We start from the raw sequence: 15,415 nt of genomic DNA on the forward strand, positions 1-15,415 counted from the left end.
ACGATTAAAATTTTCCGTAAAAAGCATTCCGATACACATCAGCCAACTCCGTCACTAACGGCATCCGAGGATTCGCTGTTGTACACTGATCTTCAAACGCTCGATCCGCCAAATAATCTACACGCGTCTCGAATTGTTCCGCATTGAACCCAATATCCTGAAACTTCTCAGGAATACCGAGAATTTTGTTCAGCTTACGGATCGCATCGATAAGACTGTTTACGCCTTCTTCCGTTGTCTTGGCTTGAAGCCCGAGCATACGCGCAATTTCAGCATAACGTTGATCGGCAATGAAATGATCGTATTTCGGGAATGAAGTGAATTTCGTTGGCTTTTGGGCATTATAGCGAATCACATGCGGCATTAAAATCGCATTTGTGCGTCCATGTGCTGTGTGGTATTCGCCGCCCCATTTATGCGCCAAGCTGTGATTAATGCCAAGGAAAGCATTCGCAAAGGCCATACCGGCGATCGTTGAGGCATTATGCATCTTCTCTCGCGCAACTGGATCCCCAGTGGTAAACGATTTCTCTAAATTTTGGAATACCAATTGGATTGCTTTTATCGCTAAACCATCGGAATAGTCATTAGCCATAACAGACACATACGCTTCAATAGCATGAGTCAGGACATCCATACCAGTATCGGCAACCGCTGTCTTCGGCAAGCTGTACACATAATCAGGATCAATGATGGCAACATCAGGTGTAAGCTCATAATCGGCTAGCGGGTACTTGGTATTGCCCTTCTCCTTGTCTGTAATTACGGCGAAAGAAGTTACTTCCGAACCTGTACCCGATGTCGTAGGAATCGCGACAAATTTCGCTTTGCGTCCCAGACGCGGATATTTGTAAACCCGTTTACGGATATCCATAAATTTTTGTTTTAAGGCATCAAAGTTAGTGTCCGGATATTCATAGAACAACCACATTGCTTTGGCTGCATCCATCGGTGACCCGCCGCCTAACGCAATAATGCAATCCGGCCCAAAGCTTGCCATCTGTGCTCGGCCGCGTTCCACTGTTTCAACGGACGGGTCAGGTTCTACATCGGAGAACACTTCGATATATACAGGCAGTTGTCGCTTGCGGAGGTAATATTCCACACGCTCAACATAGCCGAGCTTCACCATCATGGGATCTGTGACAATCATCACCCGAGTAATGTCAGGCATTTTCTCTAAATACTGTGTAGCTCCTTTTTCGAAATAAATCTTTGGCGGTATTTTGAACCACTGCATATTGACGGTGCGATACGCAACGCGCTTCACATTGATCAAATTCACAGCGCTCACGTTAGAGGTTGTGGAGTTATGACCATAGGAGCCACAGCCTAGTGTCAAGGAAGGCAAGTTTGTGTTATAGATATCCCCGATCGCTCCATGAGTGGAAGGCGAATTGACAATGACACGTCCCGTTTGAAGCTTACCTGCGAACGCCTGGATAACCTCTTCATTCTGAGAATGAATGACGGAAGAATGTCCCATGCCGCCAAATTTGACTACTTCCACAGCCCGATCGATCCCTTGTTCTGCATTCTTTACTTTGTAACAAGCCAGCACAGGGCTCAGCTTTTCAGCCGATAATGGAAATGCCTCGCCGACGCCAGTTAGCTCTGCGACCAGTATTTTCGTTCCCGCAGGTACCTTAATGCCAGCCATCTCGGCGATTTTCATAGCAGACTGCCCAACAATAACTGCGTTAACCGCACATTTCTCAGCGTTAATCACCAATTTGGAAACTGCTTCTGTTTCTTCTTTATTTAAGAAGTAACTGCCCTGATCTGCCATCAGCTTTCTAGTCTCCGCGTATACCGATTCTTCAATAATGACCGCTTGCTCAGAGGCGCAAATCATACCGTTATCAAACGTCTTTGAAAGAATCAAATCATTAACTGCCTGCTGCAAATTAGCCGTTTTCTCAATGAAGCAAGGGACATTGCCAGGACCAACACCCAAGGCTGGCTTGCCAGTGCTGTAGGCTGCCTTCACCATCGAAGACCCTCCAGTAGCCAGAACGAGCGCCACATCCGGATGATTCATCAGCAGTTGGGTAGCTTCCACAGATGGGTGCTTCACCCATTGAATGCAATGCTCTGGTGCGCCCGCCTTAACCGCTGCATCCAGTAGAGTCGCTGCTGCAGCGGCACTTGATTGCTGTGCAGATGGATGGAAGGCGAAAATGATCGGATTACGCGTTTTAGTCGCAATGAGTGACTTGAACATCGTCGTCGAAGTAGGATTGGTGACAGGCGTAACACCAGCGATAATGCCCACGGGCTCAGCCACCATACGGTAGTTCTCATACGAATTTTCCTCAATCACACCGACAGTCTTGTTATTTTTAATGCTATGGTAAATATACTCAGTAGCAAATAGATTCTTGGTGATTTTATCTTCGTACACACCACGGCCTGTTTCCTCCACAGCAAGCTTGGCGAGAACCATATGCCTATCGATGCCGGCTAATGCCATTTGCTGTATAATTTGGTCAACCTGCATTTGATCCAGCTTAAGAAATTGCTGCTGCGCTTCCTTCGCTCTGGCTACCAGCTGGCCCACTTCGTCTTGAGCAGAAATCTGTTCAATCATCTTCGCTTCTTTTGTTGCCATGCATCATCCACTCCTTTTTTTTAAAATCCATGTGCAGCTAACGACTTGTTGTTCTACCCTTAGATTACGCCTTAAGCAGTAACCTTAACTATGATAAAAATCACAAGATGAGCAATTAAAGCGATTTCTTCCTTGAATATTATGTGAATAATTTCACATTCTTTTCTATTTAATACTCCACTCCATGACTGTGACTTTGATCACAACACCAAGTAATCATCATGAACATTTGTTACTTCCCTAGCTTTTCCAAGCGACGCATAACTTCGTAGTCCTCAAACGTTGAGATATTGGAAACAAAATTCAAATCAACGCCGTTCTCAAGAAAGAAACGATCACCTAGATCACTCCAAAATACATGGTTTAGCAAGGTAGAAACTTTGGTTTCCCCTCGGTTTAATAAAGTCGCGATGTGCGACGCACAAGTTCGATCATAAACTCCATGTAGTGGATGAAGCTCGTCGGCCACCAAGGGAACAACAGCCTCAAATCCATCCAGCTTTCTTTGCATCAACAATTGAGCAGCTCTACTGGATATAAAAGGCATATCACAACCGACGACCCAGATGGAATCGTGTTTAGCAAGAGAAAATGCGGCATGCATACCGCCAAGAGGCCCATGACCTGCGAAAAAATCCGTGATAATACGAATGGAACGATCGACTTTGTTTAGGTAGGGCTTGGGGTCATTGGTTACAACAATCAACTCATCGCATATTTCCCGCATACAATCTAGTTGTCTAACAATTAGAGGCTTTCCTCCAAACGGAAGCAATGCCTTCAGTTCTCCATTCATTCGACGGTTTGCTCCACCAGCCAAAATAACCCCTGAAAGCATACCCATCACTTCTCCTTTTCAAATTCATGTATAGTTCAACTTTAGACAAAATAACATCCCCTGTAAGTGAAAAATGTCACACTCCTGCAATACTCGTTGTGACACAAATCACATCAAACGATTTAAAAATAGAGATATACTAGTTAAACTGCTTAGGGATTGGAGTGATAAATCGAATGAACGAAAATGTTTCTTTGCATGAAGAAGAGGGTGTCCAGAATACAGCGTGCCTGTCTGCCGAGAATTTAGCAAGACTAGAGCAAATTATGTACGAGTCCAAATTTACAATGGGATCTCATCTCTTCTGGGAGGGAGACCCCGCAGACAAGCTATACTTTATTAAGAGTGGACGAGTTAAACTGACGAAATCATCGGATGAAGGAAGACACTTTATTTTGTACATGTATCAGAAAGGCGATCTATTTGGTCAAGTTGACCCTTTTCGTCAATCAACACATGTTTTCACTGCAGAGGTAATCGAGAATAGTGTCATCGGGGTTATACTGCAGAAAGATTTAGAGGTATTGATTTGGCAAAATGGCGATCTAGCTGTTGAATTCATGAAGTGGATGGGACTTCTCCACCGTATGACACAGACCAAGTTTCGCGATTTGATGATGTTTGGTAAACATGGGGCGTTATGTTCTCTTCTTATCAGACTTACCAACTCCTACGGTACAGAACAAGGCAACCACATTTTAATTCCTAAGACGCATACCAACACAGAACTCGCTGATATGATTGGGGCTACGCGAGAGAGTGTAAATCGAATGCTAAGTGAGCTTCGGCAAGCAAATGTCATCCACATTGAAAATAGTCATATCCTTGTAAAAGATCTATCGTATCTTCGAAATATTTGCCATTGCGAAAGCTGCCCTAAAGACATTTGCAGAATGTAACCGTTGCACTTATGATCTATGCATCGGATTAGGTGCAGCCTCAATAATGGTTCGGTTTCGACCTTGATTTTTAGCTTGATATAAAGCAATGTCTGCTCTTTCAAGCAGTATTTTCAGATCATGAGGTTGATCTGCATTATCGGTTATTCCGATGGATACCGTCACAGCTTTCCCAGTAGGACTTCGGGTCGAAGCCATTTTTTCACGAAGTCTTTCTGCGACAGTTCTCGCATGGCATGCATCCGTACCCGCCAGCAGCATAATAAATTCTTCTCCGCCAAATCTGCAGCATACATCTTGTTCACGCGACACATTCTTCATCAGCTGTGCAATAAAGCATAGTACTTCATCACCAACTCCATGTCCATAAGTGTCATTGACCACTTTAAAATGATCTATATCGATCATCAACACGGCAAAGGTTTCACTAGTTGCATGAATTTCTGCAAATACAGCTTCCAATGTCCTGCGATTAGCTAACCCCGTGAGGGGGTCTGTCTCAGCTTCTTGCTCCAGATTATCAAATCGTTGACGCATATAATTGATGACCTCAGTAAATCTTTTGTCTAACATATTCATCTCTTGATTGGGCGTAGAAAAAGTTGGTTTAGTGGTTGTCTCCATTCGTCCCTTTGAAAGCAGCTCCATATAATCGATTAGCGAATGAAGGGGCTCTGTTATTTTTTCAATTAACTTTTTAGATAAAAATAAGTGCAGTATGATCAGTGCGAGAGAATAAGTACTCATCCAGTACAATGTGAAATGTACCGCTCCAATCTTATCCTCTATATGAACGATGGCTTGATAGGCAATAAGAAAGCATCCAATAGAAAGAATTGTAACCGTAAATACGTTCAGGATTTGAATTAATATGTAGAGTGAAAATGCCCGCTTCCTAGATTTCCGTTTCATCCAGCGCATCCCCTTTCATATGCTAGACAATGCTAAACATGAAAAAACACCTATTCTTACCCTCAATATTCGGAGTAAAAGAATAGGTGTTATCATATTTGTCATTGGATTACGCCCTCACCTTATCTGAATTTAGCTTTTAAATGGAATCGTTCTAAGATCTTATCCAACCATTTGTGCAGGTAGGGGAGAATCATATGGTCCACACCAAATTTACCTGCATTAGCGCCTGCCACTACGATGAAAAATCCCAGGAGCATTAACCATGGATTAGTGCTGACCGTACCTGCAAACATATACATAAAATTCATCAATAATCCGAAGAAAATCGCTACAGTAGTTAACGCACCTATTAGTAGACCCAAACCAACCAAGAGTTCACCCCAAGGAACCATGACATTAAACCACCCAACATGCGGAAGAGCAAAATTTTTCAAAAAAGCAACATAATTCGCATAAATCATATCTGTCGTTCCGCTTTCCAGAACAGGCTTAGCAATTGCTCCTTTTAGAAATCCTGTAGCGTCGAAAGCTTTTTCACCTGTGATTTTGTGCCAACCAGCTACCATCCATTCCCAACCTACATACAAACGAATGATTGTCAACAGTATTGCCGCGTAATTATTTTCCCGTATCCATTTCATCATTTGAACCATCTCCTTCGTCCTTTATGATTTCATTGTAGATCGAAGCAGATGAAGTGTATGTGAGAAAAGTCACTTTGGAGAATATTTTTCTAAATAAGATTGGAAAATTATAAAGGTGTAATATACCTTACTCGTTATTTAACAAATCCATCGTGAGATACATCACAGCCAAGAATACGTGGAACGTTTAAAATTTAATATATTGCTAAAGAGGAGGAACCTCCATGAATATTCTACAAGGTATTTTTTCTATATCCAGTCCAGTTGAAATGAATAACTACCTACATTGGCATTGGATGCTCGATAAACAATTCCGTTCACTCAATGTTGTTTATGAAGATATAGCGATTTGTTTAAATTTGATAAAAGAACTCTCCGTTTACATTGAATTAGAAAAAAACAGGCATCACCGGATGACATTAATTCAGAATATGGTGAAGGAAATCCGGAACTTATTGGATGAGCTTTATCCGTTTCAAAAGATGGAGAAGGACCTGCTATTCCTCGCATCCCCTTACGCGACATTCCAAGTCTCCCTATGTGAGTTGCTTGAACAAGAACTTTATTACATTATGGAAACTCTCAAATTATTCTATACGAGAACTCAACGGATGACAGTAAGGATAACAAAAAAAGAAGCAAGGGAGCTAACTCGATGTCTCGCATTAACGATTCATCCCCTTCAAAGACATCTTGACCAAATAGAACGCGAACTGTTCCCTTCCGTGTTGGAATGGCTCCAGTAAGTCGTTCAATAAGAGAAAGAAAAGGGAGCGTTACAACAGATTGAACCCATTTTGATAGTTAAAAAGGAATTTGTGACTGACAAATGTAATAAATATCACAGCTTCCAATATAGATCTTACTTATAATGAATTTAATAATGATCTTGATTTTGTGCGAGAACAGGGAGATGGTACAGTATGAAAAAAGAATTTACAGTTCATTTTAAAGTAATCCACCATGATAAAAGTTCCTTATTAAGGGGCATTATTTTCTTGGAGGAGAACCAAAAGCCAACATTGAAAGATTATGAACAATGTCTTAGGGATTGTGGCCACGATGTAATTTTAGAGGATAAAGAACATGTAATTTTCAGAGCTTTTAAACCGGATGAAGATTATATCATTCATATTTTAGAAGAGGAAAACAACAATATTAGAGATATAATCGTCGAAAGTCTAGTTAGAAATCTTATTAATTTAAAATAACTTATATACACCAAGACAAGTGATTACAAAAATGTTGAGTGACAAGTTAAGTTTTGAAGATGGCCACATCTAGAGTTAGCCATTATGTGCTTCTGACCAAGGCATGCCCGCCTTGACTATGCGCTGATGCATCGATCGCTCCAGTTATGATGACTTGCGCACCCACGACTGTCGCAATGACAGCTTTTCTCAAACTCATCCGATCACACTCCTATCCATTCTCCCATTTTAAACCAGTACAGATGGTTATACTCGGTTTTAGTTCCAAAGTTATCATCTTTATATTAAATTTGCGTTAGGAGTGGGTAAGATGTAGCGCAGAGGTAAGCCATACATCACGTCCCAGTCTCTACCAAACTCCCCGTTACTTTAATGAACAAAAAAGTGACCCACAGCAACGGGCTGGGGGTCATAACTATTTATATTTTAAAGGGGGTCAGTTTTATTATAGGCTTGATTCATTAACCATATGAAATACAACTAACGTTCCTAGTTAGCTTAAAGATCAACTTTATCCTTTTTTCTTAGAAGTGTCATAAAGAATAGATTGCACCATTTCAAACAGCTCAAAAATAATCGCTGCTTTACCCGATGATTTTGCTACTGGATAAGGATTCAGTGGGTGTGTTACGAGCACATCCAAATGATCAAATTCTAAGATCAATTCATTCTCGTTTACATATGCTTTATCAATTACACTATCATGTAAGGACAAATGATCAATCTTGTTCTCTGAAATATATTGATACTCCATTGTGAACATCTCCAATTCCGAGCTTTAGAATTCTTAATACTTGAAGATTCGTGAAGTCATTAAATTATTCTGCACGTTACTTCAACCAAAAAGGAATCGACAGTTTGCACGGCAGCACGCGATCGCTTTTTTGTATCGTTCCCAGTTAGTTAAGCCATCCAAAAGATATCCGTTAGTTGAATCAAAATACCCCCTATTAAGGAGGTAAGCATTCATAGAACGCTCTAATAATTTCGATTATGTTTCAACAAGTATCTTGATAAAGTTGCCGTTAGAATAAGTGATGTAATTGCAATAATAAATAAACTAATTACTTCAACAAGACTTTGAATTTGTAATCGAACATTTAAGTGATCCAATATTAAAAAGCGTATAGTTATTAAAGTAAGGTAATAAATAGATCCAAACAATAAAATGAATACTATCATTTTTATGAACTTATACATGAGAAACACCTCTTTCAAAAATGATAGGTGTGGGGAACTCCCCCTGCAATTACCTGATTAATTCCATTTGTTTACATATATAGACGTACTAAGTTCTATTTAGTTGCTACAGAGTGGTTCAAAGTATGAACATAATTACACTAAACTAACATTAATTTGTTCCACTCTACTGCCCGTTAGCCGTCCATGCAGCGCAAGACCAGCGCTGCACCACAGAGCATGAAAATGGTTAAAGTCCGTCAATACTTCTACTACGGCTGGGTGAGGAAGGTCGATCAACTATGGTGCGTTAGAGCCCATCCGTTAGTCTGACTCCACCGACCACGGTGCATCACAGAATGTCGCTCCTTTGGGAAGCACTCATGGTAGATTAATCCTATTTTGGTTGTTGCACCAGCCCATATTCAGGTCGTAGAAAGGATAATTCCAATGGATATTATCATTGAGCGAGCATGTGGCATGGATGTTCATAAGGATTCCATTACTGCATGTACGATGACACCCGAAGGAAAGGAGATTCAAACATTTTCTACTAAAACCGTATTTCTCCTACAGTTAATTGACTGGATTAAAAAGCATGGGTGTACCCATGTAGCGATGGAGAGTACAGGCGTGTTTTGGAAACCAATCGTTAACTTACTAGAAGCTGAGGATATTGAGTTTCTTGTCGTGAATGCTCAGCATATGAAAGCTTTGCCTGGACGTAAAACCGATGTCAAAGATGCGGAATGGATCGCCCAACTTCTTCGTCATGGACTTCTGAAAGCTAGTTTTATACCAAACCGAATTCAACGAGAATTACGTGAATTAGTTCGTTATCGTCGAAGCATCATTGAAGAACGTGCCAGACAACATAATCGAATTCAAAAAGTTTTAGAGGGAGCTAACATTAAACTGGGTTCTGTGGTTTCAGACATTATGGGGGTCTCATCTAAGGACATGCTTAACGCCATTTTAACTCACATTGACTTCCTCACTGAGCAAATCGAGATGTTTGATCAAGAGGTTTCGCAGAGAACCATCTTAAATCAGGAAGACATTGAGCGATTAGATTCTATTCCTGGAATTGCGACTCGAATGGCTGAGCAAATCTTAGCTGAAATAGGAACAAACATTAAAGACCAATTTCCAAGTGCTGCTCACTTATGTTCTTGGGCAGCACTCGTTCCTGGACATAATGAGAGTGCAGGGAAACGGAAGTCTTCTAAAGGAAAAAAAGGAAACAAATATTTAAAATCTGCATTAACAGAAGCCGCACACTCCGTAGGTTCTTCCAAAAACTATCTTGGCGCTATGTACAGGCGAACATTAGCACGTAAAGGCAGAAAAAGAGCAGCTATTGTTGTGGCCCATGCCATGTTAAGAATCGCTTATTATCTGCTGACAAGAAAAGAAATGTACGTTGATCTAGGTGAGGATTATTTTGATAAGCAAAAACTAAGAGCAATTGTACGGAATTCGGTTCGAAGGCTTGAAACTTTAGGTTATAACGTTACAATTTCGGAAGTCTCCTGATCCAACCCCCTTATATCCTTGGCGCTACACTTTTTAAAAATCAATGCGCAGCGTCTTCTTTAGTGCTGTTCATTTTCTTCGACTGCCAGATATTCAATTTTCATGGTAGTTGAGTGGTTAAGTTTATCATTGTCGGCAATCGGAATTTCTCGAGGTATCCGCTCGAAAATCGAACTCGCTATTATAATGTAGGTGAATTTGTGTCGCAAGACTACAATGTGGGGACATTTGTGAATTTTTTGATGACACAAGTCCTCCCACATAAAAATAAAATATCCTGATTCCTCAGGCATTTACATTAAAAGTTATGTAGGCACTTTTGTGTCATTGGACATTGTTGACGTTTTGAAGGTTGTCGAAAGCAAAGTTGTACACATCGCCAGTAACCTAATTAACGTCGTAAAAATGATTTCGAATATATGACTCCTGATTTTTTGAGGATCGATCGTTACGCATCCATGATTATTTTCGCCGTTTGCACCGCACAGACCTTATAGCCCTCCTCGGTCAAATGAAGCTTGTCTTCGCATTTATAGAAGTTGGGATCGCGGAGCATAAGCGTATACAAATCGTTTATGGCGATGCCCTCTTCCGACATCAGTTTTTTGGCTGCGCCGTTATATTGGATGACCCAATCGTTACTATAGGCTATGCTTGTTCCTGTACCAGTGTTGTCGAAGGCGGCGCCATTATCAAGAATCGGAGTCGTTGTGGCAAAAATGATTTCCGAGCCGTTGCGTCGGATCTCCGTAATGATCCTTTTCAGAAAATGGATGTATTCTTCAATGGGATGAACGGCATCCACCATCGGGTATTCGATGTTCATATCCCAATAGCCATTGTTCCAATGAACCACGTCAAATTTACCGTATTTCCGAAAAAATTGATTGGCCTGCCAAAGCGTATAGGCGGCAAAACGTCCATTGTCTTCCTCATCGTAATAAACTTCGCATGTTTCTGCCAAAAGCTCTTTAACGTACTGATCATAGCCCATCCGTATAGAATCTCCTAGCAAGAGTATTTTTTTCATCCGATTCAATTCTCCTTTGTAATGATGAATTTCATTATTAGCAGACTACACCTAAAGTCGTATGAATAAGAAGCCCCGAAATAAATAACTGGCGCCTTTCAATTACAATTTAGTTTGTACCTTTGCTTCCTCGACAGTTTCAAATACGGAACACCTCAGAGATTGGCCTACCCGACATGGAGACAAGATGATCAGCTGCCAGCATGCTGTGGTGCAACCTCGGAGACAAACTGAAGTCTATGAATAGGATATTGCTTCTCTCCGGCAAATTAATTTATGGTATATTCGATCAGCAACTATTATGAAAACAAAATAAATCGGTAACGAATTACTGTTATTCCAATAATGATTGACAAAGTGAAGCCATGAATCGAATATAGGATGTCCGATAAATGTTGTAATCAGACTGAATAAAATTCCTTTAGTAACTTTAAAGTGGTTAGGCCTCCATCGAATAATTGTAGTAATAATTACGGGTATTAGCGTTGCATCATAAGGGAATATCCCAATAGGCAAAGGTAAAATTAATACATTATAACTCCAATATCCTATTGAATATCCCACTGCATCCAAAACGCAAGAAATTATAGTAATGATAGCCCCCGTATAAAGTTGTTCCTTCCAATAAAATTTATCTCTATACTTCCACCACAACCACCAAGGAAGTATAGAGAATACAATGCAAATCCACCACTGCCATGTACAAATGCCATTTTGAACAAAGCCTAATATTGATCTCACGTCCCTATAACAACTATTCTCAGCTTCAGTTCGGGGCGTCATCACCGATTGTTTAGAGAAAAGATAGGTTGCCTACTTCATCTGGGATATTTGTCCATTAGTTGCTCGGCCCCCCCTGTTTCTGAAATCGATTTCCCCCTCTTCTTTGCCCCGATTCTGGGGTCTATCCAAAACCCTTGATACGTTTCCTTGATGGTATTCATTTGTTTACTTATTGAAGCTGTAGGAATCCATTTACTCAGCAGATACATCTAATTTCCTAGATGTACACATTATTGGTAGCGATCTGTGATGGATATTCTGGACTAAAGTCACCTACAATTCCAATTTTTAATACTTTAATTTCTGTGACCAGCTGCCATGCGCATAAAGTAACAAACCGACTATATTTAGTCGGTTTGAAGAGACTTATGAATGAAATGAATCACTTTATTTTAGTTTCCGTTACTTCGTTTAGGCTTAATTTCTGTCATTTGAATTCATAAATAAAAACAACCCAAAACTATTAGGTCTTGATCAGTTTTCAACAAGCCTACTTTATAAGCTATTCGATAATTTCATGACATTTGTTCAAAATGTTATGAGGTATCTTACAGTAAGATAAACTATCCGTCCTAAGTCGCGCTTCAATGCTCAGGCATTACATACTTTGCAAGGTGAGCAGAAGAACCAGAGCCAGCGATAATCGGTTTAAAGTGAATTTGGAACTCGAAATCCTCCGCCTTCAATGTATCTTTTGAAAGCACACCCGGGCCACAGCTAGCGCTACCGATCCCGTTTTGAGCTAAATCTAGATGTAGGTAGACACTGTCACGCTCCTTCAACTCATACGTATGTCGTGCCATTTCCAAATCTTCGCTCGTATAACGTCTGGCCGTAAACTCGAACTGAGGCGAACCTGCCGCCAGCAAACCAGCCCCCTGCTCATTTGTCAACGCAAGCCAGCGCGTATCGGTGCGGTTACCATTTTCCTGCGGAACGATGTAGTCTTCAAACAACTCACGCACAGATGATCGATAGACACCAAACCTTACCGCCTGTTTCGAGTCGGCGTACGCTTCTCCTGGACCTTTGCCGTACCATTCGACCCGATCGCAATCATTTGGCAGTGCCATTCGCAGTCCAATACGAGGAAATGTTGCCGGAGCACCACTGCCCTCAACTGAACCTTTTATGTCGATCGTCACATCACCATTAGCATGAATCTTGTAGATATACAGGGTGTCAACAGACCATTTCAGAATTGGTGGCGCTACGCGTACTCTGCAGGTAATGGTAACGAACGTTCCCTGATCGTTTCCCTTCCAATCAAAGTCCATGATTCGGTGCTGTAGCCAGTGCAGACCGAAATTTTTCCATATTACCGTCGCACGCCAGTCATTCTCCAAAGAGGTTCGCCAGTCACCGATGGGCCTCATATCATTGTCTGTCGGGGCTCTCCACAAATCGAGCCTTGGCCCTTCCGTTATCAGTGAAACCCCAGCGTGCTGCCATCTTGCGATAACACCAAAAACTCGGTCAAAGTGGAGTTCAAAGTCGCCTCCCCTTACTTCAAGCATTACGCCATTTTCCGTTACAAATAGTGGCTTTAAACCAGACAAGTCAAGTTTAAGCTGATGTTGCGATCTGTTCGGGAGCTCAAACTGAGCCCACGCGACCTCATAGCCGCTTTGAGCCCACGCCGTCTCGGCAGCAAGCTGAAGGCTGACATTTAGCCAATAATCGGTCGCAGGTTGCAATCGATCTGGCAGTGTATAGCTGACGTTCACTATATCTGTCTCCCCCGGTAGGATGTCTGGCAATTCACTTTTTCCTGAGCTTAGCACTTTCCCATCCGCCATGACCGTCCAGACAAGTTGCAAATGATGCAAATTCACAAAATCGTACCGGTTCGTAAGTTTCAACTGTCCTGCTTGCAAATCCAGGGACTCAATCAATACCGGCTCGATTACCTTCTTAAGTTCCAGCAGTCCAGGCGAAGGAACGCGATCCGGGTTGACAAGACCATCAATGACAAAATTCGAATCGTTCGGATGGTCGTCAAAATCTCCGCCATAGACGAAAAATTCCTGACCATCAGCAGTCTGCTGCCGTATACCATGATCACACCATTCCCACACAAATCCTCCCTGCAAACGCTTATAAGCGTAGAAGACATCCCAGTAGTCCTTCAAACCGCCTGGACCATTGCCCATCGCATGCGCATATTCGCAAAGAATGTGGGGCTTTCCGAGATCATCGCGTTTGCCGAGCTCAATTAACTTCTCAATTGAATAATACATGGTGCTGAACACATCGGCAGTTAAAGCCTCCCGATCCTCCGAATAATGTACCAATCGTGTCGAATCGTGTTCTTTTGTCCAGCGATACATCGCCGCATGATTACAGCCATAGTAGGATTCATTACCAAGTGACCAGAGAATAATAGAAGGATGGTTCTTGTCGCGTTCCACCATTCGTTCGATCCGATCCAGATACGCTGCCTCCCACTCAGGATCGTTGCTCAATTGAGTTGGGTTGTCAGTCCGATGGAAACCATGACACTCTAGATCCGCCTCATCGATGACATAGAGTCCGTACTCATCACATAAATCATAAAACCGTGAATCGTTCGGATAATGAGAGGTACGCACCGCATTAATATTATGTTGCTTCATCATCTCCACATCTTTTCGCATCCATGCAAGCGGTACAGTTCTCCCTAGATCGGGATGATGATCATGACGGTTAACCCCTTTTAACTTAATCGCCCTGCCGTTCACAAGTAGTAAGCCATCTTTCAATTCTACACAGCGGAAGCCAACACTCGGTGCAACTACCTGTGTATGATCTCCAATAATGCGTATTAACAGCCGATAGAGGTACGGGTCATCAGCGGACCATTTCCTAGGACTTCGAATGGAAAGTGTAAACGATGAATCCTGATCAAGCTGTATGCTATCGCCGTGGATTACTTTCTTAACATTTCCACCTTCTACATCTCTTCCCGCTGCATCAATTAGTTGTAACTCAATTCGCAAGTCCGTTTGCGGATCTGAACTCATACTTTTCAACTGCAATTGAACCTCGAGTTTAGCATGGCAATAGTCGCTGTCCAGAACCGTTCGAATGGTATAATCATATAAGTGCGTTTGCGGCGCAGATGTCAAATACACATCACGGAATATCCCACTCAGCCACCACATATCCTGATCTTCAAGGTACGAGCCGTCTGACCACTGCATAACGCGCACCGCAAGAACATTCGTTCCCTCATGGATCAGATCTGTAATATCAAATTGTGCAGGCATGCGGCTTCCTTTACTGAATCCTACCTCACGTCCATTTACCCATACGTAAAAAGCACTGTCCACACCTTCAAAATGGAGCATAATGCGCTGCCCGCTCCAGCTGCTCGAAACAGTAAATTCACGTCGGTAAGAACCTGTAGGATTTTCCGTTGGCACAAGCGGCGGTACAACCGGGAATGGGTAGACGACGTTCGAATAGTGTGGCTTTCCGTAGCCATGCATCTGCCAACAGGAAGGAACCAACAGATCATCCCATCCGCTAACGTCGAACGCTTCCAAATGAAAGTTGGAGGGTGCGTGCGCAGGTGTTTGCGCGTAATGAAACTTCCATTTACCATTTATCGGCATATAGTATGGGGAGGCTTCTCTATCATTAATTAAAGCATTTTCATCATCATCGAAAAGAATGAATGCGGCTCTTGCCGGTAGACGATTCCGATGCAGCAGCTTATGATTTTCCCAGTCATTTCTCATCTCACATCAACACTCCTATTCACATAAATAAAGCGTAATCAGTTTCT

The 15,415-nt window shown here is 41.9% G+C and carries 12 protein-coding genes; 4 read left to right on the forward strand and 8 right to left on the reverse strand.

What is annotated here, in order from left to right; all coding sequences use genetic code 11:
• Positions 1-4: 4 nt before the first annotated feature.
• Complete coding sequence (gene adhE / locus L6I86_RS10410; RefSeq protein ID WP_276574831.1) at positions 5-2,611, reverse strand: bifunctional acetaldehyde-CoA/alcohol dehydrogenase; 2,607 nt, start codon at positions 2,609-2,611, stop codon at positions 5-7.
• 232 nt (positions 2,612-2,843) lie between these two features.
• A complete protein-coding gene (gene mobA, locus L6I86_RS10415; RefSeq protein WP_236286828.1) occupies positions 2,844-3,449 on the reverse strand; it encodes a molybdenum cofactor guanylyltransferase in 606 nt (201 codons plus the stop codon).
• A gap of 176 nt (positions 3,450-3,625) precedes the next feature.
• On the opposite strand from mobA, the gene L6I86_RS10420 reads away from it, so the two are divergent.
• Complete coding sequence (locus tag L6I86_RS10420) at positions 3,626-4,348, forward strand: Crp/Fnr family transcriptional regulator (protein ID WP_236286830.1); 723 nt, start codon at positions 3,626-3,628, stop codon at positions 4,346-4,348.
• 9 nt (positions 4,349-4,357) lie between these two features.
• On the opposite strand, the gene L6I86_RS10425 is transcribed toward L6I86_RS10420, so the two are convergent.
• Positions 4,358-5,260, reverse strand: coding sequence for a GGDEF domain-containing protein (locus tag L6I86_RS10425; RefSeq protein WP_236286832.1), 903 nt, complete (start codon positions 5,258-5,260; stop codon positions 4,358-4,360).
• Between the two features lie 122 nt (positions 5,261-5,382).
• The gene (locus L6I86_RS10430; protein ID WP_236286834.1) at positions 5,383-5,907 is read right to left on the reverse strand and encodes a DoxX family membrane protein; all 525 of its coding nucleotides are present in this window, start codon (positions 5,905-5,907) and stop codon (positions 5,383-5,385) included.
• A 224-nt stretch (positions 5,908-6,131) separates the two neighbouring features.
• On the opposite strand from L6I86_RS10430, the gene L6I86_RS10435 reads away from it, so the two are divergent.
• Complete coding sequence (locus L6I86_RS10435; protein ID WP_236286836.1) at positions 6,132-6,653, forward strand: hypothetical protein; 522 nt, start codon at positions 6,132-6,134, stop codon at positions 6,651-6,653.
• Positions 6,654-6,830: 177 nt separating this feature from the next.
• A complete protein-coding gene (locus L6I86_RS10440) occupies positions 6,831-7,118 on the forward strand; it encodes a hypothetical protein (protein WP_236286838.1) in 288 nt (95 codons plus the stop codon).
• A 511-nt stretch (positions 7,119-7,629) separates the two neighbouring features.
• Here the strand turns inward: L6I86_RS10440 and L6I86_RS10445 are convergent.
• Complete coding sequence (locus L6I86_RS10445) at positions 7,630-7,872, reverse strand: hypothetical protein (protein ID WP_236286839.1); 243 nt, start codon at positions 7,870-7,872, stop codon at positions 7,630-7,632.
• Positions 7,873-8,747: 875 nt separating this feature from the next.
• Here L6I86_RS10445 and L6I86_RS10450 point away from each other — a divergent pair.
• Positions 8,748-9,833, forward strand: a complete 1,086-nt coding sequence (locus L6I86_RS10450) for an IS110 family RNA-guided transposase (protein ID WP_236286841.1) — start codon at positions 8,748-8,750, stop codon at positions 9,831-9,833.
• 448 nt (positions 9,834-10,281) lie between these two features.
• Here L6I86_RS10450 and L6I86_RS10455 read toward each other — a convergent pair whose 3' ends face one another.
• The 3 genes from L6I86_RS10455 to lacZ form a co-directional block, all read right to left on the reverse strand.
• Entirely contained in the window at positions 10,282-10,863 is a 582-nt protein-coding gene (locus L6I86_RS10455; protein WP_236286843.1) for a GDSL-type esterase/lipase family protein, read from the reverse strand.
• A gap of 237 nt (positions 10,864-11,100) precedes the next feature.
• Positions 11,101-11,646 (reverse strand): CBO0543 family protein, encoded by a 546-nt coding sequence (locus tag L6I86_RS35895; RefSeq protein WP_420851865.1) that lies wholly within the window; start codon positions 11,644-11,646, stop codon positions 11,101-11,103.
• Between the two features lie 584 nt (positions 11,647-12,230).
• The gene (gene lacZ, locus L6I86_RS10460; protein WP_236286845.1) at positions 12,231-15,368 is read right to left on the reverse strand and encodes a beta-galactosidase, LacZ type; all 3,138 of its coding nucleotides are present in this window, start codon (positions 15,366-15,368) and stop codon (positions 12,231-12,233) included.
• Positions 15,369-15,415 lie beyond the last annotated feature (47 nt).

Origin of the sequence: Paenibacillus allorhizoplanae (assembly GCF_927798215.1) — a bacterium.
Lineage (GTDB): Bacteria > Bacillota > Bacilli > Paenibacillales > NBRC-103111 > Paenibacillus_E > Paenibacillus_E allorhizoplanae.

Excerpts from the sequence above, each read along its gene's own strand:
- L6I86_RS10425 (WP_236286832.1), bottom strand. The coding sequence starts at position 5,260 with ATGAAACGGAAATCTAGGAAGCGGGCATTTTCACTCTACATATTAATT.
- L6I86_RS10450 (WP_236286841.1), top strand. The coding sequence starts at position 8,748 with ATGGATATTATCATTGAGCGAGCATGTGGCATGGATGTTCATAAGGAT.
- adhE (WP_276574831.1), bottom strand. The coding sequence starts at position 2,611 with ATGGCAACAAAAGAAGCGAAGATGATTGAACAGATTTCTGCTCAAGAC.
- L6I86_RS10430 (WP_236286834.1), bottom strand. The coding sequence starts at position 5,907 with ATGATGAAATGGATACGGGAAAATAATTACGCGGCAATACTGTTGACA.
- L6I86_RS35895 (WP_420851865.1), bottom strand. The coding sequence starts at position 11,646 with ATGACGCCCCGAACTGAAGCTGAGAATAGTTGTTATAGGGACGTGAGA.
- L6I86_RS10440 (WP_236286838.1), top strand. The coding sequence starts at position 6,831 with ATGAAAAAAGAATTTACAGTTCATTTTAAAGTAATCCACCATGATAAA.
- L6I86_RS10420 (WP_236286830.1), top strand. The coding sequence starts at position 3,626 with ATGAACGAAAATGTTTCTTTGCATGAAGAAGAGGGTGTCCAGAATACA.
- lacZ (WP_236286845.1), bottom strand. The coding sequence starts at position 15,368 with ATGAGAAATGACTGGGAAAATCATAAGCTGCTGCATCGGAATCGTCTA.
- L6I86_RS10445 (WP_236286839.1), bottom strand. The coding sequence starts at position 7,872 with ATGGAGTATCAATATATTTCAGAGAACAAGATTGATCATTTGTCCTTA.
- L6I86_RS10435 (WP_236286836.1), top strand. The coding sequence starts at position 6,132 with ATGAATATTCTACAAGGTATTTTTTCTATATCCAGTCCAGTTGAAATG.
- L6I86_RS10455 (WP_236286843.1), bottom strand. The coding sequence starts at position 10,863 with ATGAAAAAAATACTCTTGCTAGGAGATTCTATACGGATGGGCTATGAT.
- mobA (WP_236286828.1), bottom strand. The coding sequence starts at position 3,449 with ATGCTTTCAGGGGTTATTTTGGCTGGTGGAGCAAACCGTCGAATGAAT.